The organism is Spirillospora sp. CA-108201 (assembly GCF_050936235.1).
Lineage (GTDB): Bacteria > Actinomycetota > Actinomycetes > Streptosporangiales > Streptosporangiaceae > Spirillospora.
Genome location: NZ_JBNJNE010000001.1, coordinates 9,480,473 through 9,494,705, shown reverse-complemented (window position 1 = coordinate 9,494,705; position 14,233 = coordinate 9,480,473). Strand labels below are relative to the sequence as shown.

At 73.4% G+C, this 14,233-nt stretch carries 19 protein-coding genes and 1 pseudogene; 5 read left to right on the top strand and 15 right to left on the bottom strand.

Annotated elements, in window-relative coordinates; all coding sequences use genetic code 11:
• Window positions 1-119 precede the first annotated feature (119 nt).
• Together ACQEU6_RS45280 and ACQEU6_RS45275 are read right to left on the bottom strand one after the other, a co-directional pair.
• The gene (locus ACQEU6_RS45280) at window positions 120-569 is read right to left on the bottom strand and encodes an SRPBCC family protein (RefSeq protein ID WP_499339976.1); all 450 of its coding nucleotides are present in this window, start codon (window positions 567-569) and stop codon (window positions 120-122) included.
• Window positions 570-624: 55 nt separating this feature from the next.
• A complete protein-coding gene (locus ACQEU6_RS45275) occupies window positions 625-1,161 on the bottom strand; it encodes a CGNR zinc finger domain-containing protein (protein ID WP_499339975.1) in 537 nt (178 codons plus the stop codon).
• Between the two features lie 97 nt (window positions 1,162-1,258).
• On the opposite strand from ACQEU6_RS45275, the gene ACQEU6_RS45270 reads away from it, so the two are divergent.
• Entirely contained in the window at window positions 1,259-2,032 is a 774-nt protein-coding gene (locus tag ACQEU6_RS45270) for a class I SAM-dependent methyltransferase (RefSeq protein ID WP_499339974.1), read from the top strand.
• A 227-nt stretch (window positions 2,033-2,259) separates the two neighbouring features.
• Here the strand turns inward: ACQEU6_RS45270 and ACQEU6_RS45265 are convergent, their stop codons facing one another.
• Together ACQEU6_RS45265 and ACQEU6_RS45260 are read right to left on the bottom strand one after the other, a co-directional pair.
• A complete protein-coding gene (locus ACQEU6_RS45265; protein WP_499339973.1) occupies window positions 2,260-2,685 on the bottom strand; it encodes a PPOX class F420-dependent oxidoreductase in 426 nt (141 codons plus the stop codon).
• A 64-nt stretch (window positions 2,686-2,749) separates the two neighbouring features.
• A complete protein-coding gene (locus ACQEU6_RS45260; RefSeq protein ID WP_499339972.1) occupies window positions 2,750-3,463 on the bottom strand; it encodes a nucleotidyl cyclase domain-containing protein in 714 nt (237 codons plus the stop codon).
• Window positions 3,464-3,754: 291 nt separating this feature from the next.
• On the opposite strand from ACQEU6_RS45260, the gene ACQEU6_RS45255 reads away from it, so the two are divergent.
• From ACQEU6_RS45255 to ACQEU6_RS45245, 3 genes are all read left to right on the top strand, one after another.
• Window positions 3,755-4,354 carry a sigma-70 family RNA polymerase sigma factor gene (locus ACQEU6_RS45255; protein ID WP_141584508.1) on the top strand — a complete coding sequence of 200 codons (600 nt, stop codon included), beginning with the start codon at window positions 3,755-3,757 and terminating at the stop codon, window positions 4,352-4,354.
• A complete protein-coding gene (locus tag ACQEU6_RS45250; RefSeq protein WP_499339971.1) occupies window positions 4,351-5,076 on the top strand; it encodes a zf-HC2 domain-containing protein in 726 nt (241 codons plus the stop codon). Before ACQEU6_RS45255 ends, ACQEU6_RS45250 begins: the two co-directional genes overlap by 4 nt.
• Window positions 5,077-5,145: 69 nt before the next feature.
• Entirely contained in the window at window positions 5,146-5,850 is a 705-nt protein-coding gene (locus ACQEU6_RS45245; protein ID WP_499339970.1) for a hypothetical protein, read from the top strand.
• Here ACQEU6_RS45245 and ACQEU6_RS45240 read toward each other — a convergent pair.
• On the bottom strand, window positions 5,847-6,626 hold the full coding sequence (locus tag ACQEU6_RS45240) for an ABC transporter permease (RefSeq protein WP_499339969.1): 780 nt from the start codon (window positions 6,624-6,626) through the stop codon (window positions 5,847-5,849). The two genes, ACQEU6_RS45245 and ACQEU6_RS45240, sit on opposite strands and share 4 nt — an antisense overlap.
• Window positions 6,627-6,694: 68 nt before the next feature.
• Window positions 6,695-7,528 (bottom strand): annotated as a pseudogene (locus tag ACQEU6_RS45235) (ATP-binding cassette domain-containing protein); the annotation flags it as partial.
• A 61-nt stretch (window positions 7,529-7,589) separates the two neighbouring features.
• Here ACQEU6_RS45235 and ACQEU6_RS45230 point away from each other — a divergent pair.
• Window positions 7,590-9,119 (top strand): recombinase family protein, encoded by a 1,530-nt coding sequence (locus ACQEU6_RS45230; protein WP_499339968.1) that lies wholly within the window; start codon window positions 7,590-7,592, stop codon window positions 9,117-9,119.
• A 92-nt stretch (window positions 9,120-9,211) separates the two neighbouring features.
• Here ACQEU6_RS45230 and ACQEU6_RS45225 read toward each other — a convergent pair whose 3' ends face one another.
• From ACQEU6_RS45225 to ACQEU6_RS45185, 9 genes are all read right to left on the bottom strand, one after another.
• Window positions 9,212-9,385, bottom strand: coding sequence for a hypothetical protein (locus tag ACQEU6_RS45225; RefSeq protein ID WP_499339967.1), 174 nt, complete (start codon window positions 9,383-9,385; stop codon window positions 9,212-9,214).
• A gap of 534 nt (window positions 9,386-9,919) precedes the next feature.
• The gene (locus tag ACQEU6_RS45220; protein WP_499339966.1) at window positions 9,920-10,138 is read right to left on the bottom strand and encodes a hypothetical protein; all 219 of its coding nucleotides are present in this window, start codon (window positions 10,136-10,138) and stop codon (window positions 9,920-9,922) included.
• 139 nt (window positions 10,139-10,277) lie between these two features.
• Window positions 10,278-11,198: an endonuclease/exonuclease/phosphatase family protein gene (locus tag ACQEU6_RS45215; protein ID WP_499339965.1), complete on the bottom strand. Its 921-nt coding sequence runs from the start codon at window positions 11,196-11,198 to the stop codon at window positions 10,278-10,280.
• A gap of 297 nt (window positions 11,199-11,495) precedes the next feature.
• A complete protein-coding gene (locus ACQEU6_RS45210; RefSeq protein WP_499339964.1) occupies window positions 11,496-11,867 on the bottom strand; it encodes a hypothetical protein in 372 nt (123 codons plus the stop codon).
• Between the two features lie 11 nt (window positions 11,868-11,878).
• Window positions 11,879-12,319, bottom strand: a complete 441-nt coding sequence (locus ACQEU6_RS45205) for a hypothetical protein (protein WP_499339963.1) — start codon at window positions 12,317-12,319, stop codon at window positions 11,879-11,881.
• Window positions 12,320-12,348: 29 nt separating this feature from the next.
• The gene (locus tag ACQEU6_RS45200) at window positions 12,349-12,891 is read right to left on the bottom strand and encodes a helix-turn-helix domain-containing protein (RefSeq protein ID WP_499339962.1); all 543 of its coding nucleotides are present in this window, start codon (window positions 12,889-12,891) and stop codon (window positions 12,349-12,351) included.
• 175 nt (window positions 12,892-13,066) lie between these two features.
• Window positions 13,067-13,285, bottom strand: coding sequence for a DUF397 domain-containing protein (locus ACQEU6_RS45195; protein WP_499339961.1), 219 nt, complete (start codon window positions 13,283-13,285; stop codon window positions 13,067-13,069).
• 55 nt (window positions 13,286-13,340) lie between these two features.
• Entirely contained in the window at window positions 13,341-13,766 is a 426-nt protein-coding gene (locus ACQEU6_RS45190) for an SAM-dependent methyltransferase (RefSeq protein WP_499339960.1), read from the bottom strand.
• On the bottom strand, window positions 13,754-14,197 hold the full coding sequence (locus ACQEU6_RS45185) for an SAM-dependent methyltransferase (RefSeq protein ID WP_499339959.1): 444 nt from the start codon (window positions 14,195-14,197) through the stop codon (window positions 13,754-13,756). Before ACQEU6_RS45185 ends, ACQEU6_RS45190 begins: the two co-directional genes overlap by 13 nt.
• Between the last annotated feature and the right edge of the window lie 36 nt (window positions 14,198-14,233).

Below are 14,233 nucleotides of genomic sequence, written 5' to 3'. Positions count from 1 at the left end.
GTCCATGGTCGTGCAGGCCGAGGGAACTGCGGGGTGCTCTCGGCCTGCACCTTTTACGCCGGAGGCCGTGCGGGGGGTCGCACGGCCTCCGGCTCGGCCCCGCGGGCCGGAGGTCCGGGTCAGACGCCCTCGGCCGTGCGGGCGGGGCAGTCCGGCGGGCAGCGCTCGACGTGGGCGGGCAGCCACCGGGCGAAGGCCTTCAGCATCTGCCGGAGCGCGAATCCGGCGATCGGGCCGGTGCCGGGGATCAGCGGCTCGAACGTCGCCTCCCAGCGCAGGAGGGTGCCGGCGACCCGGCGCTCCAGCCGGACGTCCGCGCGGTAACCGCGCAGGGGCAGGCCCGACACCGCGACGTAGCCGAAGTGCTCGTAGGGCTCGTAGGTGACGGTCCGCTCGCTGGCCGGCCAGATCTTCTTGACCGTTCCGACGCCGTAGGGGGAGGTGTCGCCCGCGCGCGTCCGGCGCGCCGGGGCGGGGAACCGGCCCCAGGCGCCCCACGCCTCGGGGACGGCCAGGTGCCGGAAGAGGTCCTCGGGTGAGGCGGTGGTGGTGGCGGTGGCCTGGATCATCGCCACACGCTACAGCGATGCCGGCGGCACCGGCAGGCCCAGCCGCGGGGGCCCGTCAGGACGACTGCGCGCGGGCGCGGAACGCGGCGGCCTTGACGCGGTTCTGGCACGCGGTGGAGCAGAAGCGGCGGGTGCCGTTGCGGGAGGTGTCGACGTAGACGCGGTCGCAGTGCGGTGCGGTGCAGACGCCGAGGCGGTCGTGCAGCTCGCTGCCGATGACGATGGCGAGGCCGGTGGCGCACGGGCCGGCCCAGTCGTTCTCGTCGGCGCCGTGGTAGTGGACGTGCCACGGGTGCCCGTCGTGGCGCTCCAGCCGGGGCCGGGCCTCGGTCTTCTCCAGGAGGCGGTTGACCTGCTCGGCGGCGCCGTCGACGTCGCCGGCGGCGGCGGCGTCGAACACGACGCGCAGCTCGCGCGCGACGGCGGTGAGCGCGGGCAGCTCGGCCTCGGCCGCGCTCGATCCGCGCCCGACCTGCCGGAGGACGTCGGTGACGGCGGCGGCGAGCGCGGGCGGCGGGGGCGGGGTGTAGGCGCGGCCGCGCCGCTCCCCCGGGGTCAGCTCGTTGACCAGACCGGCGGCCGCCTGCACCACCGCATCCGTATGACTGTTGAACTCCACTTGACCGGTTACGCCTTCCGGGTTCACAATGTGACTGCCCAAAGTTTATACGACAGTCACAGGAGGGGTCATGAGCATGCCCGGCCACGAGGTCGCGAGCACCTGGATCGCCCGCTGGGACGTCCAGCAGGAGGGCTACGTCCCCGACCGCGAGGAGCGGTTCACCGTCCTCATCGACGCGCTGGAGGCCGCGGTCGCGCGGCCCGACCCGCTCGTCCTCGACCTCGGCTGCGGGCCCGGCTCGCTCGCCGGCCGGATCCTCGACCGCATCCCCGGCGCGACCGTCGTCGCGGTCGACGCCGACCCGCTGCTGCTGTCGCTCGGCCGCGCCGCGCACGCCGGCCGGGCGGGCCTGACATTCGCCGAACTGGACCTGCGCGAGCCCGGCTGGGCGGCCCGGCTGCGGCTGGACCGGCAGGCCGACGCCGCGGTCAGCACCACCGCCCTGCACTGGCTGCCGGCCGAGCGGCTGCGCGTCGCCTACGGCGAGCTCGCGCGCGTGCTGCGGCCGCGGGGGCTGTTCCTCAACGGCGACAACCTGGGCGTGAACGACCGCACGCCGGGCCTCGCGGCCCTCGACGTCGCCCTGCGCGAGCGCGAGAGGGCGCGCCGGTTCGCCGGCGACCGTCCCGAGGGCTGGGACCAGTGGTGGGACGCGATCGCCGCCGACCCGGACCTGGCCGGGCTCGCGACGGCACGCGAGGAGACGGCCGGCCACCACGGGTCGGAGTCGGAGCTGCTGTCCACCCACGTCGAGGCGCTCCGCGAGGCGGGCTTCGCGGAGACCGGGACGCTCTGGCAGCGCGGAGACAACCGCCTCCTGGCCGCCCTGCTGGGGCCGTAGGCTGCGTATTCAGAGTCCCGGCCCACTTCGCTCGCCTGGCGGCTGTGTTTAAAAAGTCCCGGCCCACTTCGCTCGCCTGGCGGCTCGCTACGTGACCGGACCTGGGCGAACGCGGCATCGCTTCGCGATCTGCCCGGCTCCGCTCGCCTCCGGCTTCACTGCACCGGGCAGGTCACGCGTTCGCGCGCGTGGTGGAGGGCGCTTCGAGACCGGCCCTGGGCCCGCCGTCAGGTCGCCTGGCCGTAGAGGCGCTCGACGTGGAGGCGGACCACGACGCGGCCGTCCTCGACCATGACGCGGCGGTACTCGTCCCAGTCGGGGTGCTCGCCGCGGATGTCGCGGTAGACCGCGACGAGCTCCTCGACGGCGGCGTCACCCGGATCGGCGGCGACCGCCGAGAGCTCGGCGGTGCCCTCGGCCACCGCCCACGACCAGCCGTCCGGCGAGCTGACGTGCAGGCTCGCGCGCGGGTCCCGGGCCAGGTTGCGGGCCTTGGCCCGGTCCGCGGTGATCGAGATCCGGACGAGCCGGCGCCCCTCGTCGAAGTGATAGTTGATCGTGGACAGCTGGGGCCGGCCGTCGCGCTTGAGGGTGGCGAGCACCCCCATGTCGCGTCCGGACAGCAGTTTCACCAGCGCGGCTTCGTCCGCCATCGTCGACCTCCTTCGATCGTCGCCTCTACCGGCGTCAACCGCGGGGCGCGCCGATCGCTTCCCCTCAGCCGAGGGCGAGGGCCGGGAAGTCGAGGACGCGGGCGGACCGGGCGCCCGGCCCGCCGCGCGCTCCGCCCGCGTCCTCCCCGGAGTCCTCGCTGCCGGCGCGGCCGGTGAGGATGTGGCCGCGGAACACCGCGCCCTTCGCCGCGACCCTGACGGCGCGGAAGCCGCGCGGCGGCAGGGCGCAAAACCCGGTCCGCACGACGTCGTCGAACAGCGAGTCCGACACGACGTAGGCCAGGTCGCGGTCCGCGTCGTCGACCAGCAGGCGGCGCAGCGGGGCCGCGTCCAGCAGCCGCTGGACGACGATGGGCGCGTCGCCCGCGGGGCCGAACGGCCCGGCCGTCAGCGTGCCGTGGTGCAGCGACAGCCGCACGCGCAGCCGGAAGCGGCCGGCGTCGCGGTTGACCTCGCGCAGCGCCTCGTCGAGGAGGATGACGAAGTCGCCGGCCACCGTCGCCGGGTCGACGCCCTCCGGCAGCGTGGCGAGCTCGCCGTCCCCGCCGACCTGCTTGTCCCAGCCGGCGCGGTCGAGGCCGACGCCGCGGGCGGCGGCGTCGAGCGCCTCCGACAGCAGCCGCTGCGCGCGCAGCTGCTCGCGCGTGTCGCGCCTGCTGTACCCCTGGATGTCCACCGCCAGCAGCAGGCGGTAGCTGAGCTGTACTTCCCCGTTCTCCTTCACCATGCCGATCCCGCCCTCGGTCTCTGTGGGCAAATGGGCCCGATGCCCGCATTCGCTCCAAATCCTGGAGTGAGCGTTGCCCGGCGGAGTCCGTTGCGCGGTCCGGAGTCGCCGCCTCCCGTACGCCCCCTGAGACGCGCCTCGATGATCGCCCGCCCGGACGGTAAGCAAAAGGTGGCGAACAAGTAAGTGGCAATACGGAAAATCCTCCACGAAACGGCCTCGGTTGAACCGCGCGGCGCAGGGGTCCCGTACTGCCTCCCAACGTGACACCCACGGTCACCGCGTCGCCCCGCACCCCTCGCACCCCCGCCGGAGACCCCGATGGCCCACAGATCACCGGCCGCCGCGTCGGCCACCCGCGAACGCCCGCCCGGACCGTGGAGCTGGTTCCGCGGCCCGCGGCCCGCCGGCGGCGTGGACGACCAGGTGATCGTGACCGAGCTGTACCGCGTGTACGGCCGCCCGCTGCTGTCGTTCGTCCTGCGCCTCACCGGCGGCGACCGGCACTGGGCCGAGGACGTCGTCCAGGAGACGATGATCCGCGCCTGGCGCAGCGCGCACCAGCTCGACGAGAACGCGGCCTCGCTGCTGCCCTGGCTCGCGACCGTCGCCCGCCGGATCGTCATCGACGACCAGCGCCGCAAGAACGCACGGCCGCAGGAGGCGGGCGAGGGCCCGCTGGAGAACATGCGCGTGCCCGACGGGTTGGAGGATCTGCTGCGCTCCGTCGTCGTGTCCGAAGCCCTCCTCGCCCTGTCTCCGGCCCACCGCGAGATCCTCAACGAGACCTTCTTCCGTGACCGCTCGGTGAACGAGGCCGCCAAGCATCTCGGGATCCCCGTGGGCACCGTGAAGTCCCGGGTCTACTACGCGCTCCGGGCGCTGCGCGTCGCCCTGGAGGAGAGGGGCGTGACGCCGTGAGAGCGCCGGACATGCCGCACGTCGACGTCGGCGCCTACGCCCTCGGCCTGCTGGAGGAGCCCGACCGCCGCGCGTTCGAGGCGCACCTGGCGACGTGCTTCTCCTGCCACGAGGAGCTCGGCGCGCTGAGCGGGATCGCCCAGAGCCTGGACGGCATCGGCCCGATCGCCGACCCGGTGGAGGCGATGCCCGCGCCGCCCGAGCCGGCGGCGGTCACCGACCTGATCCGGCACCGGATCCGCCGGGAGCGGCGGCACCGGACGGCGCGGGCGCTGACCGCGGCCGCCGCCGGGATCGTGCTGCTCGGCGGGGCGCTCGGCGCCGGGTACACGCTGGGAGCCGACCGCGCCCCCGCCGCCTCCGCGCCGGACGGCGGGACCGCCCGGCTGCTGCGGGACGGCCGGGCGATGTCGGCGACCGACGCGGGCACCGGCGTCACCGGGACGGTCGCGATGCAGCAGAAGGCGTGGGGCAGCCGCGTCGCGCTGCGGCTCAGCAAGGTCGACGGGCCGCTCGCGTGCGAACTGGTCGCCGTGGACGAGCGCGGCAAGGCGCACACCGTCGTCGGCTGGTCCGTCCCCGAGAGGGGCTACGGCCTGCCGGGCTCGCCGCAGCCGCAGCTGGCGCTGCAGGGCGGCACGGCGCTGCGGCCCGGGGAGATCAGCCGTTTCGAGGTCCGGACGATCGGCGGGGGCCGCACGCTGCTGACCGTCCCGGCGTAGGCGCCGGGACGTAGGCGCCGCGGCCCGCGCGCGGCCGGGCCGCTCCTCCGTGTCTCATAGGCTGAGGAGGTGAGTGCGACCCGACCTCCCGCCGGTCCCGAGCTGATGCTGCCGGGGCTCGGCGAGGTGTACGCGGCCTACGTCCGGGAGGCGGACGCCCTGCCCGCGCAGCCCGGCCCGCTGCAGGCCGAGATGTGGACGTCCGCGCAGCTCGGCGGGCTGGAGGCGGCGGCCCCGCACGACGCCGCGCGGCGCGCCGCGCTCGGCGACCTGATCGGCTGCCTGCACGCGGCGGCCACCCCGGGCGCGCGGGCGTTCCTGCGGGCGCTCGCCGCGATCGGCCCGGCCGAGGGGCGCGCGGCCGCGGCCCGCGCCGCCGGCCGCCTCTCCGGCGTCCCGGCGGCGCCCTGGGAGGAGTCGCTCGGGCGGGTCGTCCCCGGCCAGGCGTGGCTGATCCAGGAGGGGCCGCTGGACGGCGACCGCCTGGTCTGCGAGTTCCGCTACGAGGGCGCCGGCACCGCCGGGATGCACGCCCTCGCCGTCCGGCTCACCTACGGCGGCGCCCCCGCCGAGATCGTGGTCGTCGGTGACGTCCCGGCGCTGATGGCGGCGGCGCGGCAGGCGATGCAGGCCGAGCTGTGCGTCGTCCAGCCCCACGACGCCGCGGCCGTGGGCGCGAGGCTCCGCACCGCGCTCGGCGGCGCGGAGCCCCTGCCCGAGGAGTGCTACCCGGCGCTGGCGCTGGCCCGGCACCGGGCGTCCCTCCTGCCCTAGCGGCCGAGGGCGCGGTAGCGGCGGACCGACAGCGGGAGGAACACCGCCGCGATCGCCAGCGGCCACACCACCGCCATCAGCACGCTGTGCTGCGCCGCCCACGACCCGCCGGCGACCGGCTCGCCGAACAGCTCCCGGCACGCCGTCACCGTCGCCGACATGGGGTTCCACTCGGCGACCGCGCCCAGCCAGCCCGGCATCGTGCTCGGCGCCACCAGGGCGCTGGACAGGAAGCCGATCGGCCACACCAGGATCTGGACGGCCGCCACCGACTCCGGCCCCTTGGCGACCAGGCCGAGGTAGACGCCGAGCCAGACCAGCGAGAAGCGCAGCAGCAACAGCAGCCCGAGCCCCGCGAGGGCCCGGGCCGCGCCGTCGTGGACGCGCCAGCCGATCAGCACGCCGCAGGCCGCCATCACGGCCAGCGCGACGAACGAGTGGAGCATGTCGGCCGTTGCCCGGCCCACGACGACGGCGGACGAGGCCATCGGCATCGACCGGAACCGGTCGGTCACGCCCTTGCTCGCGTCGCTCGCGACCGCGGCGAACGTCGTCTCGACCCCGAACGCCATCGTCAGCGCGAACATGCCGGGGACGATGAACGCCCGGTAGCCGCCCCCGCCGGGGACGTCCATCTGCCCGCCGAACAGGTAGCCCATCATCAGCACGACCATCACCGGGAACAGCAGGGCGACGGCGACCTCGCCCGGCCTGCGCGCCCAGTGGGCGAGGGCGCGCGAGGTCAGGACCCACCCGTCGGCCACGGCCCACCTCATGCTCCGCACGCTCACAGGGCGGCCTGCCTGTGGGGGGACGACCCCCCACACCCCCCGGTTCACTCCGCTCACAGGGCCGCCTCTCTCTTCTCCGTGAGGTGCAGGAACACCTCATCCAGGGTCGGGCGGCGAAGCCCGATGTCGGCGACGGCGACGCCCGCCTCGTCCAGGGCCCGGACGGCCTCGGTCAGCGCGGCCGCCCGTCCGGACACCGGCGCCCCGACCCGCAGGGCCTCGGCGTCGACGTCCACCTCGCCGGTCGCGACCCGGCCGACGATCTCGGCGGCGGCGGCGAGCGCCCCGGGGTCGTCCACGACGACCTCGACGCGGTCGCCGCCGAGCCGCGCCTTGAGCTCGTCGGGGGTGCCCTCGGCGATGACGCGGCCGTGGTCGATCACCGAGACGCCGGACGCGAGCCGGTCGGCCTCCTCCAGGTACTGGGTGGTGAGCAGGACGGTCGTGCCGCCCTCCACCAGGCCGCGGATCGCGTCCCACACCTCGCCCCGGCTGCGCGGGTCCAGGCCGGTGGTCGGCTCGTCCAGGAACAGCACGGGCGGCGCGAGGATCATCGACGCGGCCAGGTCGAGCCGCCGCCGCATGCCCCCGGAGTACTGCCCCGCCGGCTTGGCGGCGGCGTCGGTGAGCCGGAACCGCTCCAGCAGCTCGTCCGCGCGCCGCCGCGCCCGCCCGGCCCCGAGGTGGTGGAGGCGGCCGAACATGACGAGGTTCTGCCGCCCGCCGAGCACCTCGTCGACCGCGGCGTGCTGCCCGACGAGCCCGATGCGGCGCCGCACGGCGACCGCGTCGCGGACCACGTCGTGCCCGGCGACGCGGGCGACGCCGCCGTCCGGGCGGGTCAGCGTGGTCAGGATCCGGACGGCGGTGGTCTTCCCCATACCGGATTTGTGGGGGTTGTTTTGGGTATATTCGCAGGTAGAAGGCGGTTCGAGGGAAGGCGGGATAGTGGAGAAGATCGACGTTGATTACCTGCGGATCAGCTTGGACAAGACCGGTGCGGCGTTGGGGGTTGCGTCCCAGCACGAGGAGAACGCCGAGTTTGCCGAGGAACTGGGCTTGGATCTCGCGCGCAGCTTCACCGACAACGACACCAGTGCCTTCAGCGGGGTGGAGCGTCCGGGCTATCGGGACCTCATGGCGCTGGTCAGGGCCGGGCGGGTGCGGACGCTGGTCGTGTGGCACGCCAACCGGCTGCACCGCACGACCGAGGAGGTCACCGGGTTTATCAAGGTGGCCCGCGCCGCCGGGTTGAAGCTGTATTCGACCAGCAAGGGCGAGGCGTACAACCTGGAGAAGGCCGCCGGGCGCAAGGCGCTGCGCGACGACACCAGCGAGGCCGAGTACGAGAGCGAGCACCGGGGCGAACGCGTCGCACTGGCCCGCAAGCGCCAGGCCCGCAACGGCGACCACGGCGGAGGCCCGCGCCCTTACGGGTGGGGCGTGGACACCGGCCGGGTTCGGTCGGTGTGCATCAACCCCAAGGCCCCGACGATGGAGCGCATCTACCAGGATCGCCCCGTGCTCGACATGACCCAGCACAGCCCGAGCGAGGCGGCCGAAATCCGGCGTTGGGCTGAAGACGTGCTTACCGATGTGCCGATGGCTCAGATCCTCACTGATCTGGCCGTCCGCCGGGTGCCCACGGTGTCGGAGACCGACGGCCGCACGGTGATGCGCGGCGGCAAGGCTACCGACCACGGCGGTTGGGACGGCCGCACCATCATCGAGATCCTCACCCGCCCCCGCACGTCCGGCCACAGCGTCTACCGGGGCAAGATCATCAAGCGCAACGCGTTCCCCGCGATCCTGCCCGAGGACGTCAGGCAGGCACTGATCACCAAGCTTGCCGACCCGGCGCGCCGTACCTCCCCCGGCAACACCCCCAAATGGCTGGGCAGCCTGATCTACCGGTGCGGGGTGTGCGACGACGGCGCGGTCATGACCGTGCGCCGCAACAAGCAGGGAACCCCGTGCTACACGTGCCAGGACACCGGGCACTGCCAGTGGCCCGCTGAAGCGCTGGACAAGATCATCGCTGACATCATCGTGGCGCGGTTGTCGCGCAAGGACGCCGCCGCGCTGATCGCACCGGCCAGCACGGTGGACGTGGCCGCGCTGCGGGAGGAGATCGTCACGTTGGAGGCCCGCAAGACCAGCGCGGCCCGGATGTTCGCACGCGGCGCTCTGGACGAGGACGGGTTGGAGGAGGTCAACGCCACCGCCGACGCCGACCTTGCCGAGGTGCGCGCCACGCTGGACGCCGCCATCAGCACCAACCCGCTCGCGCCGTTCGCCGCCAGCCAGAACGCCCGCGCCACGTGGGAGAGCCTCACCCTCGGACGTCAGCGGGAGGTTCTGCGCTACATGCTGCGCGTCACGCTCAGCCCGCGCGGACGAGGAGCCCGCAGCATCGACCGGTCTTTGATCGACGTGCGCCGCGCCCCCAAGCCCCGCCGACAGCCCGCCGCCGCCTGACGCCCCGCCCCAGCCGCCAGCACGGTATCCCGCACGGCCAGGGCCCCGTACCCGACGCACCGGGTACGGGGCCCGCACTCTGCCACCGCCCGCTATGGCGTCCGCCGGTTCAGCAGCCGCCCCAACACCTCGCGGTCCCTATCGTCCAGGGGCCCGAGCGCGTCAACGACCCGCGCCACCCACGCCGCCCCGTCGTCCTCCCCGGCGCCCTCGCTGTCTTGGTCGCCGTCCCGTCCGGTCCCCGCGCCCCCGTCGCTTGCCGCCATCACCCCGCCCCAGCTAGATGATCATGGTCCAGGTCTGTTGCCGCGCACCGTCCCACAAGCCCCCACCCACCACCCTTGGGAATGAGCCGCTACGCGGCGCGCCTTGCCGGGTGCGACCCTGCCCGCGCCCCCGGCCCGCCGTCCCGCCAGACTCGACCAGGCCCACCGCCCACGCCCCGCCGCTCACCCACTCCGCGCCACCGAAGCGAGATCCGCGAACGCCGCACCGCCACCCCGCACCACCCCGCACCCACCCCGACGCCCCAACCCACTGCCGTCCCCGCATCACCAATCTGCTCAGAACCCTTGCGGAAATAACATCAACCAATTGCAATGCGCCCCTTGACAGCTGAGTTTGCGCAGTATATAGCGGACGAGCCTGGCCGCATCCGGCCAACAATATTGCGCACCATTCAGCAGATCCGATAACGCCAAAGGCCCCCGGCTCCGGGGACGGAACCGAGGGCCTACGGGAACGCGTTTCGCTACACGTTGAGACGTTGAGGCAAAGAAGCGGGGGCCCGCGCAGCGCCGCTACTTCCAGCCGCCCCCGCCCTGACGCCGCCGCCGCAGCTTCCCCGCCGAAGCGGGCTTGGCCGTCGCCCCCGTGATGTGGAACGCCCCGCACTGCGTGCACTCCTGAACCCTCGACGGCAGCCGCGCGAACCCGTCCGCGTTGTTCTTGCGCGCCAGCTTCCACCGCATCTCCGCCTCGGCGTCCTCCCGCGTCGCGAACGCCCTCTTACCGCACACCGCAGCCCGATCCACCCGCCGCCCGCTGGCGCTCCGGCCGTCCCAACTCTGCGCACGCCTACGCCGACCCATGACCCACTCGCCTTCTCCTCGATGAACCCGCTTGCCCCGCCGCACGGGACCGACCCGCCAGGTCGGATCAGATGTCGACCGTGAGCGAGATCCGCTTGTGGTCGGAGTCGGGCCGCTGGGGGTCGCGGAAGTCGTGGACGCGGTAGGAGCCCGCCACATAAGCGGCGGCCAGAGGCTCGTTCAGCAGGATCGCGTCGATCGGCAGGCACTGGCGTCCGTTGGGCCGCTCGACCTGCGTCGGGGTGTAGTCCCCCGCCAACTCCGCCGAATGGCTGAACCCCAGGCCGCCCTCCCGCTTCCGCGTCGAGGGGTTCCACCAGCCGCACAGCGCGTCCAGCGCCCGCGTGTCATACACGTGCGGCCCCGCAAGGGAAGGCCCGCCCTTCCACTGGACGCGGTAGTTGATCTGGCGCGGGTTGTGCACACCCGGCGTGTTCATGTCGGCCGGTTCGAAGAACGGGCCGCTGGGCACGGTGTTCCAATCGCCCAGCAGCGCGCACGGAATGCCCGGAGCCGAGAACCGGTCGAACCGGCGCGCGTCGGCCAGCCGGTCATCCCCGCTGTAGATGTCGCCGTGCCAGGCCACCAGCCGCACCGGGTCACGACGGCCCGGCAGGGTGAACACCATCAGGTTGCGGTTGCGGGAGGCGAAGTCCGGCAGCCGATGACCGAAGAACCGGCGCACCACCACCTTGCCCGGATCCACGTAGATCACCGGCGCGAACAACCCGCCCTCACGCGGAAGCGAACACGGATACGGCACGTAGGCCGGGCCGCCCGCCTCACGCAGCGCCGCCGCCGCCTCGTGCGCGCCCTCCATCCCGTTCAGCTCGTACCGGTCACCCTCACCCACCACCAGCACATCAGGCCAGTCCCCGTCATGCAGCATCCCGGTCACCCGGCCGAAGTCGAACAGGCCGCCGTCACCGGAGTACCCCGAATACCCCGCCGCCGCCCTGCCGCCGTGCTCGACATTCACATAGCTCATCCGAAGCTCCGTCATCGCGCAGCCCGTTCCTTCCCGGCCACCGCCCACAGCGACCCGTCACCCACACCGAAACCCCAACAAGACCCCGCGACCGTTCAGGCCCGAGCCGGGCAGCGGCCCCCGCACCGACACCAACCCAGGCGGAAGGTGCCCCGGGACGGGCCTGCGCCGGCCGAACTCCCTCACGGTCGCCCCTACGGGGTGGCCTCCGGCCATATCCGCCGGCCCACCCCCTCACGCCACTGAAAAGGGGGGGCCGCGGCCCTTCACCCTCGCGGCCCCCCGCACATGTGACGCCTACACCTCGCCGCGCGTGATCCGCCGAACCTCACCCCGGCCCATCCCCACCAGGTGACGCGCCACCATCAGCCCCTCATGGCCGTAGCTCAGATGCACCAACGCATCGTCCATCACCTCAAATGAGGACCCTTCCCGCCGCTCGTTCAGCTCCCGTTCCCGGATCACCTCGGCACGCGCCGTCAGCGCCCCCAGGACCGCCCAGATCAGATCCAGCACATCCACGGTCGCCTCCAGCGCATCGCCCGCCCCCTCCAGCGGCAGAGCGTCCGAATCGCGCTTCAACACCTCCCACGCCGCTTCGGCTTGCCGGAACAGCGCCTCCAGCGCCGTCTCCACCGTGTCCGGCCCGAGCGTCTCCGGCCCGCTCACCTCCGGCCCACTCACCGCCCGCCCCCGAACCGCAGCGGCACCGCAGGCCCGGCCTGCGCGGAGATCTGCGCCATCAACCGCGCGTCCACCGCCGCGACCGCCCCCGGCCGGTCCCAGCACCAGCCCACCCACCGCGCCTCCCGGTCACTGGCGTCCACATACGACCAGCCCGCACACGTCGCAGACACCGTCACCGGCAGACCCGCATCACCCGCACGGCTGTGCACCCACAGCAGCGGACACCGCACCGGCAGCGGACGCACCGGCAACCGGTACAGCGGTTCGCAGCCCCACCCCAACGGGCCCAGCGACACCGCCAAAAGGTCCAGGTACCGCACCCGCGTCCGAATCCCCGCCAGATCACGGCCCCGCAGCACACCCCGCTCCACCTGGTCCACCGCACCGCCCAGCAGCCCGCCGACACGGTCACACAGCCCATCGGCCAGCCTCACCGCTCCCACGCCTTTCCCGCCTCCCGCTCTCATCGCTCCTGCCCGTCCTGCCGTCCCTGGTCGGTCTGCGTCTGCGCCTCAGCGCTCTTGAGCCGGTTCCGGATCGTGCCCTCCGACACCCCCAACTCCGCCGCCAGGCCAACGGCCGACTCACCCGCCTCCCACCGCCGACGCAACGCCGCCAAGCTGATCCCCAACTCGATCCTTTTGGCCCCAGCGCCCACTGGCCGCATCACCGTCCCGGCCTCCAGCAACCGCACCTTCACCGTCAGGACCGCCACTCCCAGCGAGGCGGCCAGGCCCGACAGCGTCTCGCCCGCCTCGTACCGCTCCCGCAGCACCTGAGAGGGCACCGCCAACTCCATCCGCCCGCCCCGCTCACGCGACCGCAACACCGCACCCGACTCCGCCAGCCGCATCGTCACCGTGCCCTCCGACACCTCCAGCTCCCGCGCCAGCCCCGCAACCGACTCACCCGCCTCATACCAGGCCCGCAACTCCTCCAGACAGATCGGGAACTCATCCCACAGCGGCCCACCCGGAGGACGCCGGTCGATCCCCTCAACCCGCATCCACCGGTACACCCGACACGCCGGAAGCCCCATCCGCCGCGCGATCGAAGGAACCGACTCACCCGCCTCATACCGCTCCCGCAACACCTCCGCAGACACCACCAGACGCCCAGCCGCCCCGCTCACCGCCCGCTCACCGCCCGCACCCCGACCCGTCCCACCACCGGCCACCGCATCACTTCAACTTGGCGATCAAGCTCCTCAGGCCCCCCGGGCCCAGACGCAGCACGGCTCCCTGCGGGTCGGTGGAGTCGCGGATCGCATGTCCGGCGTCACCGACCGGGGCGACCTCGACACAGACATGCTTGTCATCGGCGTCCGATCCGGAGGAGTGACTGCTCTTCCGCCATCTCGCCCCGGGGAACTCCGGGTGCGGAGCCTGGTCGATGCTCAATGCTTCCTGCCCTTTCTGCTCTCTCGACTGTCAGAAGCGGTCTTGCCGCCGCCGGTCACCCGCCACCCGCCGCCGGGCCCGCCAGCGGATCGGGCACCACCCCGGCACCGCCCAGGATCGGAACCGGCGTCACCTCACCGCACACACCCGGCCAGTGCTGCACCGGAACCACCCCCGGCGCGGCCACCTCCAGCCGCCGACCGAACAGCGCCGCGATCTGTTCACCAGTGCGGAACACCCCCGGCTCGGTAGCGCCCCGGTAGACCTCCTCCACCTGCGCCACCGCCACCGGGTCCGCACCGTCGGAGCACACGTGCGACACCGCCACCACCGACCCCGGCACCATCCGACCCGTGAACGCCCGCACGATCCCGGCCGGGTCATGGTCATCGGTCACGAAGTGCAGGACCGCGATCAGCAGCACCGCCACCGGCCGGTCCCAGTCCACCCACGCGTCCAGATCACCGATCAGCGCGTCCACCTCACGCGCGTCCCCCGCACGATCGGCATCCCCTCCAGCAACGCCCGGTCATGCGCCAAAACCAGCGGATCGTTGTCGACCCCCACCACCAGCGCATCCGGCTGGAACCTCCGCGCGACCTCATGAGCGTTCGGCTCGGTCGGGATACCGGTCCCCACATCCACGAACTGATCGATCCCGCGCCGCGCCGCCCACTCCACCACCCGATGCATGAACGCCCGGTTGTCCCGCGCGGCCTGCGGAATCGACGGCGCAGCCGCCGCCACCCGCTCAGCAGCCCGCCGGTCAACCTCCACGTTGTCCTTGCCGCCCAGGAACACGTCGTACATCCGCGCCGGAGACGGCACCCCCGGATCCCACGCCCCGTCCGCACCGAAAACCGGCTCGTCCAGCCCCTCACCCGCCAAGATCCGCGCCAACGCCGAATCCACCGGACCACCACCCCAGCCGTCAGGCCCACCACCCGA

Coding starts and splice junctions, on each gene's coding strand:
- ACQEU6_RS45280 (WP_499339976.1), bottom strand. CDS start 569: ATGATCCAGGCCACCGCCACCACCACCGCCTCACCCGAGGACCTCTTC.
- ACQEU6_RS45270 (WP_499339974.1), top strand. CDS start 1,259: ATGAGCATGCCCGGCCACGAGGTCGCGAGCACCTGGATCGCCCGCTGG.
- ACQEU6_RS45265 (WP_499339973.1), bottom strand. CDS start 2,685: ATGGCGGACGAAGCCGCGCTGGTGAAACTGCTGTCCGGACGCGACATG.
- ACQEU6_RS45255 (WP_141584508.1), top strand. CDS start 3,755: ATGGCCCACAGATCACCGGCCGCCGCGTCGGCCACCCGCGAACGCCCG.
- ACQEU6_RS45240 (WP_499339969.1), bottom strand. CDS start 6,626: ATGAGGTGGGCCGTGGCCGACGGGTGGGTCCTGACCTCGCGCGCCCTC.
- ACQEU6_RS45225 (WP_499339967.1), bottom strand. CDS start 9,385: ATGGCGGCAAGCGACGGGGGCGCGGGGACCGGACGGGACGGCGACCAA.
- ACQEU6_RS45215 (WP_499339965.1), bottom strand. CDS start 11,198: ATGAGCTATGTGAATGTCGAGCACGGCGGCAGGGCGGCGGCGGGGTAT.
- ACQEU6_RS45200 (WP_499339962.1), bottom strand. CDS start 12,891: ATGCGGGTTGAGGGGATCGACCGGCGTCCTCCGGGTGGGCCGCTGTGG.